The 19448-nt window shown below is 61.8% G+C and carries 21 protein-coding genes and 1 pseudogene; 20 read left to right on the top strand and 2 right to left on the bottom strand.

Translation table 11 applies throughout. The features are described from left to right. The first annotated feature begins 2 nt into the window (after positions 1-2). From fliF to NVB75_RS11060, 8 genes are all read left to right on the top strand, one after another. Positions 3-1778 carry a flagellar basal-body MS-ring/collar protein FliF gene (fliF, locus tag NVB75_RS11095; RefSeq protein WP_076015147.1) on the top strand — a complete coding sequence of 592 codons (1776 nt, stop codon included), beginning with the start codon at positions 3-5 and terminating at the stop codon, positions 1776-1778. Beyond that, on the top strand, positions 1771-2790 hold the full coding sequence (fliG, locus tag NVB75_RS11090) for a flagellar motor switch protein FliG (protein ID WP_017477457.1): 1020 nt from the start codon (positions 1771-1773) through the stop codon (positions 2788-2790). The genes fliF and fliG overlap by 8 nt, the downstream gene beginning before the upstream one ends. A 10-nt stretch (positions 2791-2800) precedes the next feature. Then, on the top strand, positions 2801-3565 hold the full coding sequence (fliH, locus tag NVB75_RS11085; protein ID WP_063028094.1) for a flagellar assembly protein FliH: 765 nt from the start codon (positions 2801-2803) through the stop codon (positions 3563-3565). Then, positions 3555-4913 carry a flagellar protein export ATPase FliI gene (gene fliI, locus NVB75_RS11080; RefSeq protein ID WP_258347163.1) on the top strand — a complete coding sequence of 453 codons (1359 nt, stop codon included), beginning with the start codon at positions 3555-3557 and terminating at the stop codon, positions 4911-4913. The genes fliH and fliI overlap by 11 nt, the downstream gene beginning before the upstream one ends. 3 nt (positions 4914-4916) lie before the next feature. Further along, positions 4917-5366, top strand: a complete 450-nt coding sequence (fliJ, locus tag NVB75_RS11075) for a flagellar export protein FliJ (protein WP_008434833.1) — start codon at positions 4917-4919, stop codon at positions 5364-5366. A gap of 186 nt (positions 5367-5552) precedes the next feature. Beyond that, positions 5553-5858, top strand: a complete 306-nt coding sequence (locus NVB75_RS11070; protein ID WP_017477460.1) for an STAS domain-containing protein — start codon at positions 5553-5555, stop codon at positions 5856-5858. Next, positions 5855-7573 carry a fused response regulator/phosphatase gene (locus tag NVB75_RS11065; protein ID WP_258347162.1) on the top strand — a complete coding sequence of 573 codons (1719 nt, stop codon included), beginning with the start codon at positions 5855-5857 and terminating at the stop codon, positions 7571-7573. The genes NVB75_RS11070 and NVB75_RS11065 overlap by 4 nt, the downstream gene beginning before the upstream one ends. 30 nt (positions 7574-7603) lie before the next feature. Next, positions 7604-7951: an Hpt domain-containing protein gene (locus NVB75_RS11060; protein WP_258347161.1), complete on the top strand. Its 348-nt coding sequence runs from the start codon at positions 7604-7606 to the stop codon at positions 7949-7951. A gap of 335 nt (positions 7952-8286) precedes the next feature. Here the strand turns inward: NVB75_RS11060 and NVB75_RS11055 are convergent, their stop codons facing one another. Further along, complete coding sequence (locus NVB75_RS11055; protein WP_258347160.1) at positions 8287-8463, bottom strand: hypothetical protein; 177 nt, start codon at positions 8461-8463, stop codon at positions 8287-8289. Between the two features lie 396 nt (positions 8464-8859). Here NVB75_RS11055 and NVB75_RS11050 point away from each other — a divergent pair, with 396 nt between their 5' ends. The 11 genes and pseudogenes from NVB75_RS11050 to NVB75_RS11000 all read left to right on the top strand — a co-directional run bounded on the left by NVB75_RS11050 (position 8860) and on the right by NVB75_RS11000 (position 16726). Then, the gene (locus tag NVB75_RS11050; protein ID WP_258347159.1) at positions 8860-10230 is read left to right on the top strand and encodes a flagellar hook-length control protein FliK; all 1371 of its coding nucleotides are present in this window, start codon (positions 8860-8862) and stop codon (positions 10228-10230) included. Positions 10231-10453: 223 nt separating this feature from the next. After that, positions 10454-10954 carry a flagellar basal body-associated protein FliL gene (gene fliL / locus NVB75_RS11045; RefSeq protein WP_258347157.1) on the top strand — a complete coding sequence of 167 codons (501 nt, stop codon included), beginning with the start codon at positions 10454-10456 and terminating at the stop codon, positions 10952-10954. Between the two features lie 9 nt (positions 10955-10963). Further along, complete coding sequence (fliM, locus tag NVB75_RS11040; protein WP_017477464.1) at positions 10964-11932, top strand: flagellar motor switch protein FliM; 969 nt, start codon at positions 10964-10966, stop codon at positions 11930-11932. A gap of 34 nt (positions 11933-11966) precedes the next feature. After that, positions 11967-12434 (top strand): flagellar motor switch protein FliN, encoded by a 468-nt coding sequence (gene fliN, locus NVB75_RS11035; RefSeq protein ID WP_063028102.1) that lies wholly within the window; start codon positions 11967-11969, stop codon positions 12432-12434. Between the two features lies 1 nt (position 12435). Further along, positions 12436-12870, top strand: a complete 435-nt coding sequence (gene fliO / locus NVB75_RS11030; RefSeq protein ID WP_177070635.1) for a flagellar biosynthetic protein FliO — start codon at positions 12436-12438, stop codon at positions 12868-12870. Further along, positions 12870-13613: a flagellar type III secretion system pore protein FliP gene (gene fliP / locus NVB75_RS11025; RefSeq protein ID WP_003214554.1), complete on the top strand. Its 744-nt coding sequence runs from the start codon at positions 12870-12872 to the stop codon at positions 13611-13613. The genes fliO and fliP overlap by 1 nt, the downstream gene beginning before the upstream one ends. Before the next feature lie 3 nt (positions 13614-13616). Beyond that, on the top strand, positions 13617-13886 hold the full coding sequence (gene fliQ / locus NVB75_RS11020; protein ID WP_003214552.1) for a flagellar biosynthesis protein FliQ: 270 nt from the start codon (positions 13617-13619) through the stop codon (positions 13884-13886). 13 nt (positions 13887-13899) lie between these two features. Next, complete coding sequence (fliR, locus tag NVB75_RS11015; protein WP_258348578.1) at positions 13900-14676, top strand: flagellar biosynthetic protein FliR; 777 nt, start codon at positions 13900-13902, stop codon at positions 14674-14676. Between the two features lie 3 nt (positions 14677-14679). Continuing rightward, a complete protein-coding gene (gene flhB, locus NVB75_RS11010) occupies positions 14680-15816 on the top strand; it encodes a flagellar biosynthesis protein FlhB (protein ID WP_258347156.1) in 1137 nt (378 codons plus the stop codon). Between the two features lie 168 nt (positions 15817-15984). Next, positions 15985-16263: pseudogene (locus NVB75_RS11005) on the top strand (EscU/YscU/HrcU family type III secretion system export apparatus switch protein); the annotation flags it as partial. A 256-nt stretch (positions 16264-16519) separates the two neighbouring features. Then, positions 16520-16726 carry a cold-shock protein gene (locus tag NVB75_RS11000; RefSeq protein WP_258347154.1) on the top strand — a complete coding sequence of 69 codons (207 nt, stop codon included), beginning with the start codon at positions 16520-16522 and terminating at the stop codon, positions 16724-16726. 52 nt (positions 16727-16778) lie between these two features. On the opposite strand, the gene NVB75_RS10995 is transcribed toward NVB75_RS11000, so the two are convergent. Beyond that, complete coding sequence (locus NVB75_RS10995) at positions 16779-16985, bottom strand: DUF6124 family protein (protein WP_258347153.1); 207 nt, start codon at positions 16983-16985, stop codon at positions 16779-16781. 343 nt (positions 16986-17328) lie between these two features. On the opposite strand from NVB75_RS10995, the gene flhA reads away from it, so the two are divergent. Then, the gene (gene flhA, locus NVB75_RS10990; protein ID WP_375378941.1) at positions 17329-19443 is read left to right on the top strand and encodes a flagellar biosynthesis protein FlhA; all 2115 of its coding nucleotides are present in this window, start codon (positions 17329-17331) and stop codon (positions 19441-19443) included. The last annotated feature ends 5 nt before the right edge of the window (positions 19444-19448 follow it).

The raw sequence follows: 19448 nt of genomic DNA, 5'->3' as shown, positions 1-19448 counted from the left end.
TCATGGCAGAAGCAGTCGTGGATAACGCACCCGCCAAGGCAGACGGCAAGCCGCCGCTGTTCGGCCTGTCGTTCCTGGAAAACCTCTCCGAGATGACCATGCTGCGTCAGGTGGGCCTGATGGTCGGCCTGGCTGCCAGCGTGGCGATTGGTTTTGCCGTGGTGCTGTGGTCCCAGCAACCGGATTACCGCCCGCTGTACGGCAGCCTCGCGGGCATGGATTCCAAGCAGATCATGGAAACCCTGGCGGCGGCAGACATTGCCTACACCGTCGAACCGAATTCCGGTGCCTTGTTGGTCAAGGCCGATGATGTGGCCCGTGCACGGATGAAACTGGCGGCAGCCGGCGTCACCCCGTCCGACGCCAATATCGGCTTTGAAATCCTCGACAAGGACCAAGGCCTGGGTACCAGCCAGTTCATGGAGGCCACCCGCTACCGTCGTGGCCTGGAAGGCGAACTGGCGCGCACCATTTCCGCGTTGAACAACGTCAAGGGCGCCCGGGTGCACCTGGCGATTCCGAAAAGCTCGGTGTTTGTGCGCGATGAACGCAAGCCCAGCGCCTCGGTACTGGTCGAATTGTTTGCTGGCCGCTCCCTGGAGCCTGGCCAGGTGTTGGCGATCATTAACCTGGTGGCCACCAGCGTTCCCGAATTGAGCAAGTCGCAAATCACCGTGGTCGACCAGAAGGGCAACCTGCTGTCGGACCTCGCGGAAAACTCCTCGCTGACCATGGCCGGCAAGCAGTTCGACTACAGCCGTCGCATGGAAAGCATGCTGACCCAGCGCGTGCACAACATCCTGCAACCGGTGTTGGGCAATGATCGCTACAAGGCTGAAGTGTCTGCCGACGTGGACTTCAGCGCGGTCGAATCGACTTCCGAGCAGTTCAACCCGGACCAGCCGGCCCTGCGCAGCGAGCAATCGACCACTGAACAACGCACCGCCAGCAATGGCCCGCAAGGCGTGCCGGGTGCCCTGAGCAACCAGCCGCCAACCCCGGCCACCGCTCCGCAAACCACCGGTGGCGCCGCTGCCACCGCAGGCGCGGTGCAACCTGGCCAGCCGCTGCTGGACGCCAACGGTCAGCAGATCATGGACCCGGCCACCGGCCAGCCAATGCTCGCGCCGTACCCGGCCGACAAGCGCAACCAGTCCACCAAGAACTTCGAGCTCGACCGCTCCATCAGCCACACCAAGCAGCAGCAGGGCCGGATCAATCGCCTGTCGGTGTCGGTGGTCGTGGATGACCAGGTCAAGATCAACGCCGCCGACGGCGCCGTCACCCGTGCCCCGTGGAGCGCCGACGAATTGGCGCGCTTCACTCGCCTGGTACAGGACGCAGTGGGCTTCGATGCCAGCCGTGGCGACAGCGTCAGCGTGATCAACATGCCGTTTTCCGCCGAGCGGGGCGAGGTGATTGCCGAGGCCGCGTTCTATACTCAGCCGTGGTTCTGGGACATCGTCAAGCAAGTGCTGGGTGTGTTGTTCATCCTGGTGCTGGTGTTCGGCGTGCTGCGTCCGGTGCTCAACAACATCACCGGCCACGGCAAAAAACAACTGGCCCTGGCCGGTGGCGACGTCGAGTTGGGTGGCATGGGCGGCCTGGATGGCGAACTGGCCAACGACCGCGTGAGCCTTGGTGGCCCGCAAAGCATTCTGTTGCCGAGCCCGAGCGAGGGTTATGACGCTCAGTTGAACGCAATCAAGAGCCTGGTGGCCGAAGACCCGGGTCGTGTGGCCCAGGTCGTGAAAGAGTGGATTAACGCAGATGAGTGATAGCCGAGCTGCAGTAGCCAAACTCTCCCGGGTCGACAAAGCCGCCGTGCTGTTGCTGTCCCTTGGAGAAACCGACGCCGCCCAAGTGCTGCGCCACATGGGGCCCAAAGAGGTTCAGCGTGTCGGCGTGGCCATGGCGCAAATGCGCAATGTGCACCGCGAGCAAGTCGAGCAGGTGATGAGCGAGTTCGTCGAGATCGTCGGCGACCAGACCAGCCTGGGCGTCGGCTCCGACAGCTACATTCGCAAGATGCTCACCTCGGCCCTGGGCGAAGACAAGGCCAACGGCCTGATCGACCGCATCCTGCTGGGTGGCAACACCAGCGGCCTCGACAGCCTGAAGTGGATGGAACCGCGGGCCGTGGCCGACGTGATCCGCTACGAACACCCGCAGATCCAGGCAATCGTGGTGGCGTATCTCGACCCCGACCAGGCCGGCGAAGTGCTCGGCCATTTCGACCACAAAGTGCGCCTGGACATCATCCTGCGCGTCTCGTCGTTGAACACCGTACAGCCGGCGGCCCTGAAAGAATTGAACACGATTCTCGAGAAGCAGTTCTCGGGTAACTCCAACGCTTCGCGTACCACGTTGGGCGGCATCAAGCGTGCGGCCGACATCATGAACTTCCTCGACAGCTCGGTGGAAGGCCAGTTGATGGACTCGATCCGCGAGATCGACGATACCCTGTCGGTGCAGATCGAAGACCTCATGTTCGTGTTCAACAACCTCTCCGATGTCGACGACCGTGGCATCCAGGCGTTGCTGCGTGAAGTCTCCTCCGACGTGCTGGTGCTGGCCCTCAAGGGTTCGGACGAAGGCGTCAAGGAAAAGATCTTCAAGAACATGTCCAAGCGGGCTTCCGAACTGTTGCGCGACGACCTCGAGGCCAAGGGCCCGGTGCGCGTCAGCGACGTGGAGACTGCGCAGAAAGAAATCCTCACCATTGCCCGCCGTATGGCCGAAGCCGGAGAAATCGTTCTCGGTGGGAAGGGCGGCGAAGAAATGATTTAAGGCGCCACGCATGTCGAACAAAGATGAGACGCCCAGCGATCTGATTCGCGCACGGGACGTCGGAGGGTTCGACGTCTGGTCGCTGCCCAGTTTCGACCCGCATCGCCCGGAGCCAGAACCCGAGCCGGTAGAAGAAGCTCCGGCCGAGATGGAAGAAGTGCCGCTGGAAGAAGTCCAGCCACTGACCCTGGAAGAGCTCGAAAGCATTCGTCAGGAAGCCTACAACGAAGGTTTTTCCACCGGTGAGAAAGACGGTTTTCGCAGCACCACCCTCAAGGTCCGTCAGGAAGCCGAGGCGGCGCTGAGCGTCAAGCTGGCCAGCCTGGAAACCCTGATGGGCAGCCTGTTCGAGCCCATCGCCGAGCAGGACTCGCAGATCGAAAAAGCCATGGTCGGGCTGGTGGAGCACATCACCCGCCAGGTGATTCAGCGCGAATTGGCCCTGGATTCCACGCAAATCGAAAGCGTGATGCGCGAAGCCCTCAAGCTCCTGCCCCTGGGCGTCGGCAACGTGCGGCTGTACATCAACCCTCAGGATTTCGAACAGGTCAAAGCCCTGCGCGAGCGCCATGAAGAAACCTGGCGCATCGTCGAAGACGCTGCGCTGCTGCCCGGTGGTTGCCGGGTCGAGACCGAACACAGCCGCATCGACGCCACGGTGGAGACGCGCATCACCCAGATCATGGCCAAGCTGTTTGACCAGTTGCACGAGCAGGCGCTGCACCCGGCCGAGCCGGACTTGAGCGTCGAGCTGGACACCCCCGATGCGCCTTGATCGCACCAGCTTCGCCAAGCGCCTGGGTGCCTATGCCGAAGCCACCGAGTTGCCGGGCCAGCCGATCCTGGAGGGCCGCCTGCTGCGCATGGTCGGCCTGACTCTGGAAGCCGAAGGCCTGCGCGCCGCCATGGGCAGCCGCTGCATGGTGATCAATGACGACAGCTACCACCCGGTGCAGGTCGAAGCCGAAGTGATGGGCTTTTCCGGCAGCAAAGTATTTCTGATGCCCGTCGGCAGCGTTGCCGGCATCGCCCCCGGCGCCCGAGTGGTGCCCCTGGCGGATACCGGCCGCCTGCCCATGGGCATGAGCATGCTCGGCCGGGTGCTGGATGGTGCCGGTCGCGCCCTCGACGGCAAGGGCGGGATGAAGGCCGAAGACTGGGTGCCGATGGACGGCCCGACCATCAACCCGCTCAAGCGCAACCCCATCAGCGTGCCGCTGGACGTGGGCATTCGCAGCATCAACGGTTTATTGACGGTGGGCCGCGGCCAGCGCCTGGGCCTGTTCGCCGGTACCGGCGTCGGTAAGTCGGTGCTGCTGGGCATGATGACCCGCTTTACCGAGGCCGACATTATTGTGGTGGGGCTGATCGGCGAGCGGGGTCGCGAGGTGAAGGAATTCATCGAGCACAGCCTCGGCGAAGAAGGCCTCAAGCGTTCAGTGGTGGTCGCCTCACCGGCGGATGACGCGCCGCTGATGCGCCTGCGTGCCGCGATGTACTGCACACGCATCGCCGAATATTTTCGCGACAAGGGCAAGAACGTCCTGTTGCTGATGGACTCCCTGACCCGTTTCGCCCAGGCCCAGCGGGAAATCGCCCTGGCCATCGGCGAGCCGCCGGCCACCAAGGGCTATCCGCCGTCGGTATTCGCCAAGCTGCCCAAGCTGGTGGAGCGTGCCGGTAACGCTGAAGCTGGCGGGGGGTCGATCACTGCGTTCTACACCGTACTCTCCGAGGGCGATGACCAGCAGGACCCGATTGCCGACTCGGCGCGGGGCGTGCTCGACGGGCACATCGTGCTGTCCCGGCGCTTGGCCGAGGAAGGGCATTACCCGGCCATCGACATCGAAGCGTCCATCAGCCGGGTGATGCCGTCGGTGGTCACGCCTGAGCACATGCTGCGGGCGCAGCACTTCAAGCAGCTGTGGTCGCGTTATCAACAGAGCCGCGACCTGATCAGCGTGGGCGCCTACGTGGCCGGCGGTGATCGCGAGACCGACCTGGCGATCGCCCTGCAACCGCAACTGGTGACCTACCTGCGCCAAGGCCTCAACGACAAGATCAGCATGGGTGAGAGCGAGGCGCACCTGGGTAGTATCTTCGCTCCGGCACCCGGCGGATAAACCATGGCCAATACCCGAGCCGCACGCCTTGCCCCGGTGGTGGACATGGCCGAAAAAGCTGAAAAGACCGCCGTCCAGCGCCTGGGTTACTTCCAGGGCCAGGTTCGCCTGGCGGAAAGCAAGCTGGGGGATTTGGAGCGCTTTCGCGGCGAGTACCAGCAACAGTGGATCGAGCGCGGCAGCAAGGGCGTCTCCGGCCAATGGCTGATGGGCTACCAGGGCTTTCTCAACCAGCTGGAAACCGCCGTCGGCCAGCAGCGCCAGAGCCTGGCCTGGCACCAGGCCAATGTCGACAAGGCCCGCGACAGCTGGCAACAGGCCTACGCCCGGGTCGAAGGCCTGCGCAAGCTGGTGCAACGCTACATCGACGAAGCCCGCGCTCTGGAAGACAAGCGCGAGCAGAAGTTGCTCGATGAATTGTCCCAGCGTCTGCCCCGCCAAAACCCCTATTAAGCACGCCGCCGCCCCCTGTAGGAGCGAGCTTGCTCGCGAAGGTCATCAACGATAACGCGGGGCAATCAGAATTTACGCGCTGGTCTTGCGTTCTTCGCGAGCAAGCTCGCTCCTACGTGGATTTGCCCACTTGCCCATCACCTGCTAAACCTTGTTGCACATTGCCAATGACAAGGAAGCAGTCGAATGTCAGTCGAATCAGAAGTGTCCCTGGATGGGAAGAAAGCGACGATCACCGTCAAGGGTCGATTCGATTTCGGTAGTCACCAGGCTTTTCGTGATGCCTACGAAAAGTTCTACAAGGTGCCCGAGATCTACGTGGTGGACTTGAAGGAAACCACCTACATGGACAGCTCGGCACTGGGCATGCTCCTGCTGCTGCGGGACCATGCCGGCGGCGACGATGCCGAAGTGCAGGTGGTCAACAGCAACTCCGACGTGCGCAAGATCCTCGCCATCTCCAACTTCGACAAACTGTTCGACCTCAGTTGAGCGTCCTGGCCCCGGTCCTCGAAGCGCTGACGGTATTGATCGCCGAAGACAGCGCCGCCGACCTTTTGTTGCTGTCGAGCATCGTGCGCCGTCAGGGCCACCAGGTACTGACCGCCAGCAACGGTGAGGAAGCTGTGGACGTGTTCATCCGCGAGCGGCCGCAACTGGTGTTGATGGACGCCCTGATGCCGGTCATGGACGGCTTCGAGGCGGCCCGGCAGATCAAGCAACTGGCGGGGGAGGCGCTGGTGCCGATCATCTTCCTCACCTCCCTGCGCGAGAGCGAAGCCCTGGCCCAGTGCCTGGATGCCGGCGGCGACGACTTCCTGGCCAAACCCTATAACCAGGTGATCCTGGCGGCGAAGATTAACGCCATGGACCGCTTGCGCCGCTTGCAGGCCACGGTGTTGCAGCAGCGCGACCTGATCGCCCGGCACCACGACTACCTGCTGCAGGAGCAGCGGGTGGCAAAGGCGGTATTCGACAAGGTCGCGCATTCCGGCTGCATCAACGCCGCGCCGAATATTCGCTACGTGCAATCGCCCTACGCGCTGTTCAACGGTGACCTGTTGCTGGCGGCCTACACGCCGTCGGGCGATATGCATGTGCTGCTGGGGGACTTTACCGGTCATGGTTTGCCGGCGGCGGTCGGCGCGATGCCGCTGGCGGAAGTGTTCTACGGCATGACGGCCAAGGGCTACGGCCTGGCGCAGACCCTGCGGGAGATGAACGCCAAGCTCAAGCGCATCCTGCCGGTGGACATGTTCTGCTGCGCCACCTTGCTGTGCCTCAGCGCGCAACGCCGGGTGGTGGAAGTGTGGAACGGCGGCATGCCTGAGGGGTATGTGCATGACCTCGCCACCGGCAAGCGCACGCCGCTGGTGTCGCGGCATTTGCCATTGGGTGTGCTGACGGCCGAGGCGTTTGATGACCGCACTGAAGTCTGGCCGATGGCGCTGGGCGACCGGGTGTTTTTGCTGTCGGATGGTGTACTGGATACTGCGGATGCTCAGGAGCAGCTGTTTGGCGCCGAGCGTTTGCAGCAGGTGTTTGCGGCCAACCGTGAGCCGGACCGTTTATTCGAGGAGATCGAGCAGGCCCTGGCGGCTTTTCGCGGCGAAGTGCGTGATGACGTCAGCATGGTGGAGATCAGCTTGCAGGCGGGGGAGGCGTTGCGTTCGCCGTCGATGGTGTATTCCGACAGCGGCCAGTCGTCGCCGCTGGATTGGTCGGTGAGCTTTGAGTTTCGTGCCGAGACGCTCAAGTCCTACAACCCGTTGCCGTATTTGTTGCAATTGCTGTTGGAGGTTCATGGGCTGCGGGAGCATAGCGGGGCGTTGTATAGCGTGATGGCGGAGTTGTATTCCAACGCCCTGGAGCATGGGGTGCTGGGGTTGGATTCGCGGCTCAAGCGTGATGCCCAGGGGTTTGCGGCGTATTACCGCGAGCGTAATGAGCGGCTGGCGCGGTTGGACAGTGGGTTTGTGCGGGTGCATCTGGATGTGGTGCCGACCGGGGAGGGTGGGTGTCTGACTTTGCGGATCGAGGACAGTGGGTCGGGATTTGATGTGGAGAAGGTGCTGGCCAGGCCGCTGGATGTTGACCGTCTGTCTGGTCGGGGGTTGAGCCTGGTGCGGCAGTTGAGCAGCGATGTAGGCTGGTCTGACGGCGGGCGGTGTGTGCGCGTGGAGTTTTCATGGAAGGCTCTGGCATAATCCGCCGATTCTTGATCAAGGAGCGAACAAGTGGCAGAGATTCATCTGGACCCCGATGTGCTGACTGGCTTGCAGGAGGTCATGGAGGGCGAGTATCCGAAGTTGCTCGACACTTTTCTTGATGACTCGCAGAAGCGGGTGGAGGCGCTGCGCCGGGCTCGGGATGATGCCAAGGCGTTGGGGCGGATTGCGCATAGCTTTAAGGGGAGTAGCGGTAACCTTGGGGCGGTGCGGTTGGCTGAGCTTTGTCAGTTGCTTGAGGATACGTCGGCCAAGCCTGTGCATGCTGACCTTGGGGGGTTGGTGGACGAGATTGACCAGGAGTTTTCGCTGGTGCGGCCGTTGTATGAGCATGAGCGGGAGCGGTTTCAGCTTTGACGCTTTTGGTGTGTATATCCGTTATTTAGGTAACGGCCGCCTATGGTTCCGCTCTTACAGCGGGTCACTTTGGAAAAGCCCCAAAGTAACCAAAGGGCTCTGCCCCGCCTGTCGGCACCTCGCCTAGGCTCGGTGTTCCCTCACTCCGGCACCGCGAAGCGGGCCGCCGCGACGGGCCATCCATGGCCCGGCGCGGCTAAACCGGCGTCCTGCCGGTTTACCCGCTCCGCACTGCCTGCGTTCGGCCTCGGGCTGAATGGGGCAGTCAGATCAAAATCAAGATCAAAAGCAAAAGCACAGCGGCCTCCCGGCCGGCTTGAGTGTTGAAAAGCAAATCAAAAGCTAAAGCGGGCACGGTCAAAAATGTGGGAGCGGGCTTGCTCGCGAAGGTCGTTAACGATGACGCTGGCATCCTGGATGAACGCGGCGCTCTCAGGTTTTTCGCGAGCAAGCCCGCTCCCACAGAAAAGCAGATCTGTTTTCGCTCTGGTTTTTGCTTTTGCTTTTAACACTCAAGCCGGCCTGTAGGCCGCTGTGCTCTTGATCTGCTTTTGATCTTGATCTTAGGCGCCCCGTTAAACCACGCTGGCCGAACGCAGGCTTTGGAGCGTGGGTAACCTGGCAGGACGCCAGGTTAGCCGTCCTGGGCCAGGGATGGCCCATGACGGCGGCCCACGGTCCAAAGCCGGAGCTCGGGCACTCCGAGCCTAGGCGAGGAGCCGAGTGGTGGGGCAAGAGCCTTTTGGTTACTTTTGGGCTCCTTTCAAAAGTGACCCGCTGTAAGAGCGGAACCAATAGAAGCCATCACCCAAATAACGGATATACACCCAAAACCAAAACCTGGCCCAACTCTTGCTCTACCTCCTGTAACCGCACCCTCGACCCCTGTGCGGCGGAGACTCTTATCTATGGCAATCACCCCGAATTCGCTTCTTCAGGCGGCCCCCGCGGCCAAGCCTCAAGCGCCCGCTGCCAATCCACCGGCAGTGGCTGCGGACCCGCGGGACAAGGCCCCGGGCTTCGCTCAGGTGTTCGCCAAGCAAGCCCCCGCGCCCTCGGCAAAACCCTCTGACACCACCACCCGGTCGACCCGCGACAAGCCTGCGGACGCCAGCACCAAGCCCGCCGCCAACAACGACAAGCCTGCCGCCGGCACTCCATCGGTTGCCGATAACGGCAAGAATTTGCCTGCCACCCCGCCGGCCAAGCCCGACACCCCGGACACCACCGCCAAGACCGACGACCCGGCCCCGGCAGACGACCCCACCCTGGCCCAGCAACCCCCGGTCGACCCCGCCGTCGACCCGGCGCTGATGGCCGCGGTAGTCCCCGTTCCCGTCCCGGCAACGCCAGCGCCCGTCGAAACACCGGCACCGGTCGCGGCGAAAGACGATAAGGCCCAGCCAGTGGTAGCGCCACCCGTGGCTGCCACCGACGACGCCAAGCCCGCCTTCGACCCCGAAGCCGACCCGCTGGATGCGATGCCCGCCGTACGCCTGGCCATGGAGCAGGGCGGTCACGTGTCCGCCAGCAGCCAGACCCCAGCCAAAGGCACGCCGGCCCCGACCCAGGATCAGCCAACGGCCGCGCAAAACTTTGCCACTGGCCTGGCCAGCATGGTCGATCAGCAAGCGTCCAAGGACAGCACCGACCAGGGCGGCGACAAAGCCTTCAGCGGCCTGATCGATGGCGGTCTCAAGGACCTGAAAGATGCCCGCAGCGACACCCGTGTCGACGATTTCGCCAACCGCCTCGCCGCGCTGACCCAGGCCGCCACGCCGAAAACCGCGAATGCCCTGCCACCGGTGGCCAACGCACCACTGGCCATGCACCAGAGCGGCTGGACCGACGAGGTGGTGAACCGGGTCATGTACCTGTCCAGCGCCAACCTCAAATCGGCAGAGATCCAGCTGCAACCCGCTGAACTGGGCCGCCTGGATATCAGCGTGAAAATGTCCGCTGACCAACAGGCGCAGGTCACTTTCATGAGTGGCCACGCGGTGGTTCGTGAAGCGTTGGAAAGCCAGTCGGGCCGTCTGCGGGAGATGTTTGCCCAGCAGGGCATGGGCCAGGTCGACGTTAACGTGTCGGACCAGTCCCGTGGCTGGCAGGGTCAGCAGGGCCAGGACCCACAACAGCAGAACCAGGCACGCGGCGTCAGTGGCAGTGGCGGGCGGGGTGATGGGGTTGATGGCGGCGGTATCGGTGAGGTGGCTGAAGTTGCCGCACCGGTGGTGCAGTCGGTGATCGGCTCCAGCGCCGTGGACTATTACGCCTGATCCAGGGCCTGGCGATGATCAAAATGTGGGAGCGGGCTTGCTCGCGAATACGGAGTGTCAGTTACCGTTACAGGTGCTGATCCACCGCTTTCGCGAGCAAGCCCGCTCCCACATTGGTTTTGCAGTGTCGGCGAAACCGTGACCGAACTGACAACTCTGGCATAACACTTGCTCTTGCCTTTCCCCAGAACTATGAATCCCTGAATAGTGACGGATTATTGGCATGGCGAAGAGCGACGACGTAGCAACACCACCCGCAGGCAAGGGCAAGCTCAAGCTTATCCTGGTGATTGTCCTGGCCTTGTTCCTGGCGATCGGCTTGTCCGTGGGGGCTACCTGGTACTTCATGCACAGTGCCCAGAGCAAACCGGCCGCGACGGCCGAGGTCAACCCTAACGTCAAGCAACCGGCAATCTTCGAGCCGATGCTGCCGGCGTTTGTCGCCAACTTCAATCAGAACGGCCGTCAACGCTACCTGCAGGTGAGCATTACCCTGCTGGCGCGTAACCAGGCAGACCTGGATGCCCTCAAGGTGCACATGCCAGTGATCCGCAACAACCTGGTGATGCTGTTTTCCGCCCAGCCCTTCGACACCCTCGCCACCCCGGTGGGTCAGGAAATGCTGCGCCAGAAGGTCACTGCCAGCGTGCAGGAAGTGGCCCAGAAGGAAGTCGGCAAACCGGTGATCGAGCAGGTGCTCTTCACTAATTTCGTATTGCAGTAGGATCACGACATGGCCGTGCAGGACCTGCTGTCCCAGGATGAAATCGATGCGCTGCTCCATGGCGTCGACGATGGTCTGGTACAGACCGAAATGGCTGCCGAGCCCGGCAGCGTCAAAAGCTACGACCTGACCAGCCAGGATCGCATCGTCCGTGGACGCATGCCGACCCTGGAGATGATCAACGAGCGTTTCGCCCGTTACACCCGCATCAGCATGTTCAACATGCTGCGCCGCTCGGCGGACGTGGCGGTGGGCGGTGTGCAGGTGATGAAGTTCGGTGAATACGTGCACTCGCTGTACGTGCCCACCAGCCTCAACCTGGTGAAGATCAAGCCGCTGCGCGGCACCGCGTTGTTCATCCTCGACGCCAAGCTGGTGTTCAAGCTGGTGGACAACTTCTTCGGCGGTGACGGCCGTCACGCCAAGATCGAAGGCCGTGAATTCACCCCGACTGAATTGCGCGTGGTGCGCATGGTGCTGGAACAGGCCTTCATCGACTTGAAGGAAGCCTGGCAGGCGATCATGGAAGTCAATTTCGAGTACATCAACTCGGAAGTGAACCCGGCCATGGCCAACATCGTCGGCCCCAGCGAAGCCATTGTGGTCTCCACCTTCCACATCGAACTCGATGGCGGTGGCGGCGACCTGCACGTGACCATGCCGTACTCGATGATCGAGCCGGTGCGCGAAATGCTCGATGCCGGCTTCCAGTCCGACCTCGACGACCAGGACGAACGCTGGGTCAAGGCCCTGCGCGAAGACCTGCTGGACGTCGACGTACCCCTGACCGCCACCGTGGCCCGTCGCCAGTTGCGTTTGCGGGATATTTTGCACATGCAGCCGGGGGATGTGATTCCCGTCGAGCTGCCGGAAGAACTGATCATGCGCGCCAACGGCGTGCCGTCGTTCAAGGTCAAGCTGGGTTCTCACAAAGGCAACCTCGCGTTGCAAGTGATTGAACCGATCAACCGCCGCTGATCCACCTTAATTTCTGCTCCGCCGAGGACATGTAATGGCTACCGAACACGAAAACACTTCCGCCGAAGACCAGGCCCTGGCTGACGAGTGGGCGGCTGCCCTGGAAGAAACCGGCGATGTCGGCCAGGACGATATCGACGCGCTGCTGGCGGCCGATGCGGCCACCGCCCCGGTGGGCAATCGCCTTCCCATGGAAGAGTTCGGCAGCGTGCCGAAGAACAACGAGCCGGTGACCCTGGACGGTCCGAACCTGGACGTGATCCTCGACATTCCGGTGTCGATCTCCATGGAAGTCGGCAGCACCGAAATCAACATCCGCAACCTTCTGCAACTCAACCAGGGTTCGGTGATCGAGCTGGACCGCCTGGCCGGTGAGCCGCTGGACGTGCTGGTCAACGGCACGCTGATCGCCCACGGCGAAGTGGTGGTGGTCAACGAGAAGTTCGGCATCCGCCTGACCGACGTGATCAGCCCAAGCGAACGCATCAAGAAGTTGCGTTGATATGAAGCGCTCATTGGTAGGACTGTTATCGACGCTGCCCTTGAGCGTAATGGCAGCAGAACCGGTCGCCCAGGCAGCCGCGCCGGCGCTCGGCAGTGGTGTGGGTGGGCAGTTGACCCAGCTGGTGTTGGGTTTGTTGCTGGTGGTGGGGCTGATCTTCGTGCTCGCCTGGGTGTTGCGCCGTGTACAGCGCATCGGCCCGGGCAATGCTCAGGTGATTGAACTGGTGGGTTCGCGCGCCCTTGGCCCGCGGGACCGGCTGGTGCTGGTGCAGGTGGGCGACGAGCAGATTCTGCTGGGCATCACCCCCGGCCGCATCACCCCATTGCACGTGCTCAAGCAGCCTGTGGAAGTGGCCCAGACCCAAGCGGCCACGCCGGAATTCGCCCAGCGCCTCATGGAGTTGCTGGGCAAGGATCAGAAGGATAAGAAGTAATGCGCGTTTTATTGACGCTCATGCTGTTGCTGGCAGCGCCGCTGGCGTACGCGGCAGACCCGTTGTCGATCCCGGCGATCACCCTGGGCACCAACGCAGCGGGCGCGCAGGAGTATTCGGTCAGCCTGCAGATCCTGCTGATCATGACCGCGCTGAGCTTCATCCCGGCGTTCGTGATGCTGATGACCAGCTTCACCCGGATCATCATCGTGTTCTCGATTCTGCGTCAGGCCCTCGGCCTGCAACAGACGCCGTCGAACCAGATCCTGACCGGCATGGCGCTGTTCCTGACGCTGTTCATCATGGCGCCGGTGTTCGACAAGGTGAACCAGCAAGCCCTGCAACCGTACCTGGCGGAGAAAATGACCGCCCAGGATGCGATCGACAAAGCCCAGGGCCCGATCAAGGATTTCATGCTGTCGCAGACCCGTTCCAGCGATCTTGAACTGTTCGTGCGGCTGTCCAAGCGTACCGACATCGCCAGCCCCGACATGGCGCCGCTGACCATCCTGGTGCCGGCGTTCGTGACCTCGGAGCTGAAGACCGCGTTCCAGATCGGCTTCATGATCTTCATTCCGTTCCTGATCATCGACCTCGTCGTGGCGAGTGTGCTGATGGCCATGGGTATGATGATGCTGTCGCCGCTGATTATTTCGTTGCCGTTCAAGATCATGCTGTTTGTGTTGGTGGACGGGTGGGCGCTGATTATCGGCACCCTGGCCGGCAGTTTCGGTGGGGTGTAGACGATGACGCCAGAAGTAGCGGTCGACCTGTTTCGTGAAGCCCTGTGGCTGACCACCATGATGGTCGCCGTGCTGGTGGTGCCGAGCCTGTTGGTGGGCCTGCTGGTGGCGATGTTCCAGGCCGCGACCCAGATCAACGAACAGACCCTGAGCTTCCTGCCGCGCCTGCTGGTGATGCTGATCACCTTGATCGTTGCCGGCCCGTGGCTGGTGCAAACCTTCATGGAATACATCCTGCAGCTGTACGGCAGTATTCCGCAGTTGATCGGCTGACCCCGTGAATTCGATGCTGGCGTTGACCGACACCCAGATCAGCACCTGGGTGGCCTCGTTCATCCTGCCGTTGTTCCGGGTCACGGCAGTGCTGATGACCATGCCGGTGTTCGGTACCACCCTGGTGCCGCGGCGCATTCGCCTGTATTTCGCGGTGGCAATTACCGTGGTGATTGTGCCGGCGTTGCCGCCGATGCCGCCGGTGAATGCCCTGGACCTCAGTGCGCTGCTGCTGATCGCCGAGCAAATCATCATCGGCGCCTTGATGGGCTTCTCCCTGACGCTGTTCTTCCAGGCTTTCGTGATTGCCGGGCAAATCATCTCGATCCAGATGGGCATGGGCTTCGCGTCCATGGTCGACCCCACCAACGGCGTCTCGGTGGCGGTGATCGGGCAGTTCCTGACGATGCTGGTGACCTTGGTGTTCCTGGCCATGAACGGCCACCTGGTGGTGTTCGAGGTCATGACCGAAAGCTTTACCACCTTGCCGGTGGGCAGCGGGTTGGTGGTCAATCATTTCTGGGAGCTGGTGGGGCGACTGAGCTGGGTGCTCGGTGCCTCGTTGCTGCTGGTATTGCCGGCGATCACCGCGTTGCTGGTGGTCAACATCGCCTTTGGCGTGATGACCCGGGCGGCGCCGCAGTTGAACATCTTCTCTATCGGTTTCCCGTTGACCCTGGTGCTGGGCATGGGGATTTTCTGGGTCGGCATGGCTGACATTCTCAATCAGTATCAACCGCTGGCGACTGACGCCTTGCAGTTCTTACGTGACTTGGCGCGGGCGCGGTAAGCCATGGCTGAGAGCGAGAGTGGCCAGGACAAAACAGAAGACCCCACGGAGAAACGTAAAAAGGACTCCCGGGAAAAGGGCGAGATTGCCCGCTCCAAAGAGCTCAACACGCTGGCCATCATGCTCGCCGGCTCCGGTGCCCTGCTGATCTACGGCGGTGGCCTGGCCCTGGACCTGATGGAGTTGATGCGCCTGAATTTCTCCCTGCCCCGTGAGGTGCTGCTCAGTCCGGGCGCCATGGGCTTGTACCTGCTGCACTCCGGCAAGATCGCGATCCTGGCGGTGCAGCCGATCCTGATTACCTTGCTGCTGGCCGCACTGATCGGCCCGATTTCCCTCGGTGGCTGGCTGTTTGCCGCCGGCAGCATGGCGCCCAAATTCAGCCGGATGAACCCGGGCCCTGGGCTCAAGCGGATGTTTTCCACCAAGGCCCTGGTGGAACTGCTCAAGGCGTTGGCCAAGTTCATCCTGATCCTGTTTGTGGCGCTGACGGTGTTGTCGTCCGACATCGACGACCTGCTGCGCATCGCCCACGAGCCGATCGAACTGGCGATCATCCACAGCGTGCAAGTGGTGGGCTGGAGTTCGCTGTGGATGGCGTGTGGGTTGATCATCATTGCTGCGGTGGATGCGCCGATCCAGCTGTGGGAAAGCCACAAGAAACTGCTGATGACCAAGCAGGAAGTGCGCGACGAACACAAGGACCAGGAAGGCCGGCCCGAGGTCAAACAGCGGATTCGCCAGCTGCAGCGGGAGATGTCCCAGCGCAAGATGATGGCTGCCGTTCCCGACGCCGACGTGGTTATCACCAACCCGACTCACTATGCCGTGGCGCTCAAGTACGACCCGGAGAAGGGTGGAGCGCCGATGTTGCTGGCCAAGGGCAGTGATTTCACCGCGTTGAAAATCCGTGAGATTGCCGTGGCCAACGACATCCTGCTGCTGGAATCGCCGGAGCTGGCGCGGTCGATCTTCTACTCCACCGACCTCGACCAAGAGATCCCGGCCGGGTTGTACCTGGCGGTGGCTCAGGTGTTGGCGTACGTGTATCAGATCCGTCAGTACCGCGCGGGCAAGGGCAAGCGGCCGGATCCGCTCAAAGACCTGCCGATTCCGCCGGATTTGCGTCGGGATTCCTGAGTGTTGTAGCGCCTCTCCTGGCCTCTTCGCGAGCAAGCCCGCTCCCACATTTGACCGTGTACAGCCTGTAGAAACGCGGTCGAATGTGGGAGCGGGCTTGCTCGCGAAGTTCGTTAACGATAACGCGTGCTTGCTGGGTAAACGCGGCGCCCCAAGGACCAGGAAGGCCTGCCCGAAACCGACGTAGTTATCGCCAACCCGACTCACTATGCCGTGGCGCTCAAGTACGACCCGGAGAAGGGTGGAGCGCCGATGTTGCTGGCCAAAGGCAGTGATTTCACCGCGTTGAAAATCCGTGAGATTGCGGTGGCCAATGACATTCTGCTGGTGGAGTCGTCGGAGGCGGCGTACGTGTATCAGATCCGCCAGTACCGCGCGGGCAAGGGCAAGCGGCCGGATCCGCTCAAAGACCTGCCGATTCCGCCGGATTTGCGTCGGGATTCCTGAGTGTTGTAGTGCCTCTGCTGGCCTATTCGCGAGCAAGCCCGCTCCCACATTTGACCGTGTACAGCCTGTAGAAACGCGGTCAAATGTGGGAGCGGGCTTGCTCGCGAAGGCGTCCTGACAGCCACCTTATCCCTCCAGCCAACCCCCTCTACCTGTCAACTTTGACAGTAGCCATCCCCCTGCCTTTAGCGGTTTGATTGAGGTGATAGGCTGGCTGCGCTATGCAGTCTGCGCACGAGATGTCGGGAGAACGGCAATGGCAAGGGTTACAGGCACGGTCAAATGGTTCAACACAGAAAAGGGCTTTGGCTTTATCAAGCAAGAAAGCGGCGAAGATCTTTTTGTCCACTTCTCGGCCATTCAGAGCGACGGTTTCAAGACGCTTGAAGAAGGCCAGGCCGTTGAGTTCGAGGTGGTGCAAGGTCCAGAAGGACTGCAAGCGGAAAAGGTTCGTCTGGTCTAGGCATGGACTGATCGTTCCCGCGCAGAGAGCGATCAGCCTTTGACGGCAATGCCTAAGGCATCGGCGTTGACTGCTCTGCCTGGTCCAGTGCCCGATCAGCCAGCAACCGCGCCACTTCAATCAACTGCGCAATCCCCAGCGCGCCTTCCCGTCGCGATCCTTCCAGCTCAAAGGCAAAGTCGCAGGTCAGCGCATGGGCTGAAGCCAGTGTTTCGGTGAGGTGCAGCGATGCCCGAAGACTAGAGATCGACTTTCCCACCAGCAACCCTAAATACCTGTCGGACGTTTCGCCATCTCCCGCGAACGAGCTGGTGTGGCGAGGGAGCTTGCTCCCGCTGGGGTGCGAAGCGCCCCCAATGAAGCTATCGCGGTTATTCAGGCAAAACCGCGTAAGCCGTTCCGGGGCTGCTGCGCAGCCCAACGGGAGCAAGCTCCCTCGCCACAGGTGATGTGTGTACGGCGCTAGCGCTCCGCTGTCCGTGAGACCGATCTGCGCCCTCAAGCAAAAGTTGGAAGGCTTCTTGCAATACCGCCTCCAGGACGCCTCCCGGCGTCAAAAGTTTGCTTCAAGGAAACGAGGAATACCGGTGGATCGTTCTCAAATGCTCAGCACGGCCCGTGGCACCCTGACTGACCTCTCGCGAGGCAATCTGGGTGTGCCGTTGTTGTTGCTGGTGATGCTGGCAATGATGATGTTGCCAATGCCGCCTTTCCTGCTGGACGTGTTCTTCACTTTCAACATCGCGCTGTCCGTGGTCGTGCTGCTGGTGTGTGTGTACGCCCTGCGGCCGCTGGATTTCGCGGTGTTTCCGACGATTCTGCTGATCGCCACGCTGCTGCGGCTGGCGCTTAACGTGGCCTCCACCCGGGTGGTGATGCTCCACGGCCAGGACGGTCACGCCGCCGCGGGCAAGGTGATCCAGGCCTTCGGTGAGGTGGTGATCGGCGGTAACTACGTGGTCGGTATCGTGGTTTTTGCGATCTTGATGATCATCAACTTCGTGGTAGTGACCAAGGGCGCCGGGCGGATTTCCGAGGTGAGCGCACGTTTCACCCTCGATGCGATGCCCGGCAAACAGATGGCCATCGACGCCGACCTCAACGCCGGCCTCATCGATCAGAACCAGGCCAAATCCCGTCGTCTTGAAGTCGCCCAGGAAGCCGAGTTCTACGGTTCCATGGACGGTGCCAGCAAATTCGTGCGCGGTGACGCCATCGCCGGCCTGTTGATTCTGTTTATCAACCTGATCGGAGGCATGGCGGTCGGCATCTTCCAGCACGGCATGACCTTCGGCGACGCCGGCAAGGTTTACGCCCTGCTGACCATCGGTGACGGTTTAGTGGCGCAATTGCCATCACTGTTGTTATCTACAGCAGCGGCGATCATGGTGACCCGTGCTTCGGGCTCCGAAGACATGGGCAAGCAGATCAGCCGGCAGATGTTTGCCTCGCCCAAGGCGCTGGCCGTGGCGGCGGGCATCATGGCCATCATGGGCATTGTGCCGGGCATGCCTCACGTCTCGTTCCTGAGCATGGCCGCGATGGCCGCTGGTGGCGCTTACCTGTTCTGGAAAAAGCAAAACAACATCAAAGTGATTGCCCAACAGGAAGTGGCACGCCAGCAGGAACTGCTGCCATCCCCGGCCCGGGCCCAGGAAACCAAGGAGTTGGGCTGGGACGACGTGACCCCGATCGACATGATCGGCCTGGAAGTCGGCTACCGCCTGATTCCCCTGGTGGATCGCAACCAGGGCGGTCAATTGCTGGCGCGGATCAAGGGTGTGCGCAAGAAGCTGTCCCAGGACCTGGGCTTCCTGATGCCTACCGTGCACATCCGCGACAACCTAGACCTGGCCCCCAGTGCCTACCGCCTGACCCTGATGGGGGTGATCCTGGCCGAAGCCGAGATCTACCCGGACCGCGAACTGGCGATCAACCCGGGCCAGGTGTTCGGTACCCTAAACGGGATTACCGCCAAAGATCCGGCTTTTGGCCTGGAAGCGGTCTGGATCGAAATCAGTCAGCGCAGCCAGGCGCAGTCGCTCGGCTACACCGTGGTCGACGCCAGCACCGTGGTCGCGACGCACCTCAACCAGATTCTGTACAAGCACTCCCACGAGCTGATTGGCCACGAAGAAGTCCAGCAACTCTTGCAATTGCTGGCCAAAGCCTCGCCAAAGCTGGCCGAAGAGCTGGTGCCGGGCGTGCTGTCTACTTCGCAACTGCTCAAGGTGCTGCAGGCGCTGTTGGCCGAGCAGGTGCCGGTACGGGACATTCGCAGCATTGCCGAAGCTATCGCCAACAATGCCGCCAAGAGTCAAGATACTGCCGCTCTGGTGGCTGCGGTGCGCGTCGGATTGTCGCGTGCAATCGTCCAAAGCATTGTAGGGCTTGACTCCGAGCTGCCTGTGATCACCTTGGAACCAAGGTTGGAACAAATATTGCTCAATAGTATTCAGAAGGCTGGGCAGGGCGCTGATGAAGGCGTGTTGCTGGAGCCAAGCATGGCTGAGAAGCTGCAGCGTTCGTTGATTGAGGCCGCGCAGCGCCAGGAAATGGAAGGCCATCCGGTGATCCTGCTGGTGGCTGGCCCCGTCCGGGCGATGTTGTCGCGGTTTGGACGCCTGGCTATACCGAATTTGCATGTATTGGCTTACCAGGAAATTCCTGACAATAAGCAAGTGACTATCGTCGCGACAGTAGGGCCCAACGGCTGAGGTAG

Origin of the sequence: Pseudomonas sp. CBS, assembly GCF_024734645.1 — a bacterium.
Lineage (GTDB): Bacteria > Pseudomonadota > Gammaproteobacteria > Pseudomonadales > Pseudomonadaceae > Aquipseudomonas.
This window is presented reverse-complemented; position numbering and strand designations above follow the sequence as displayed.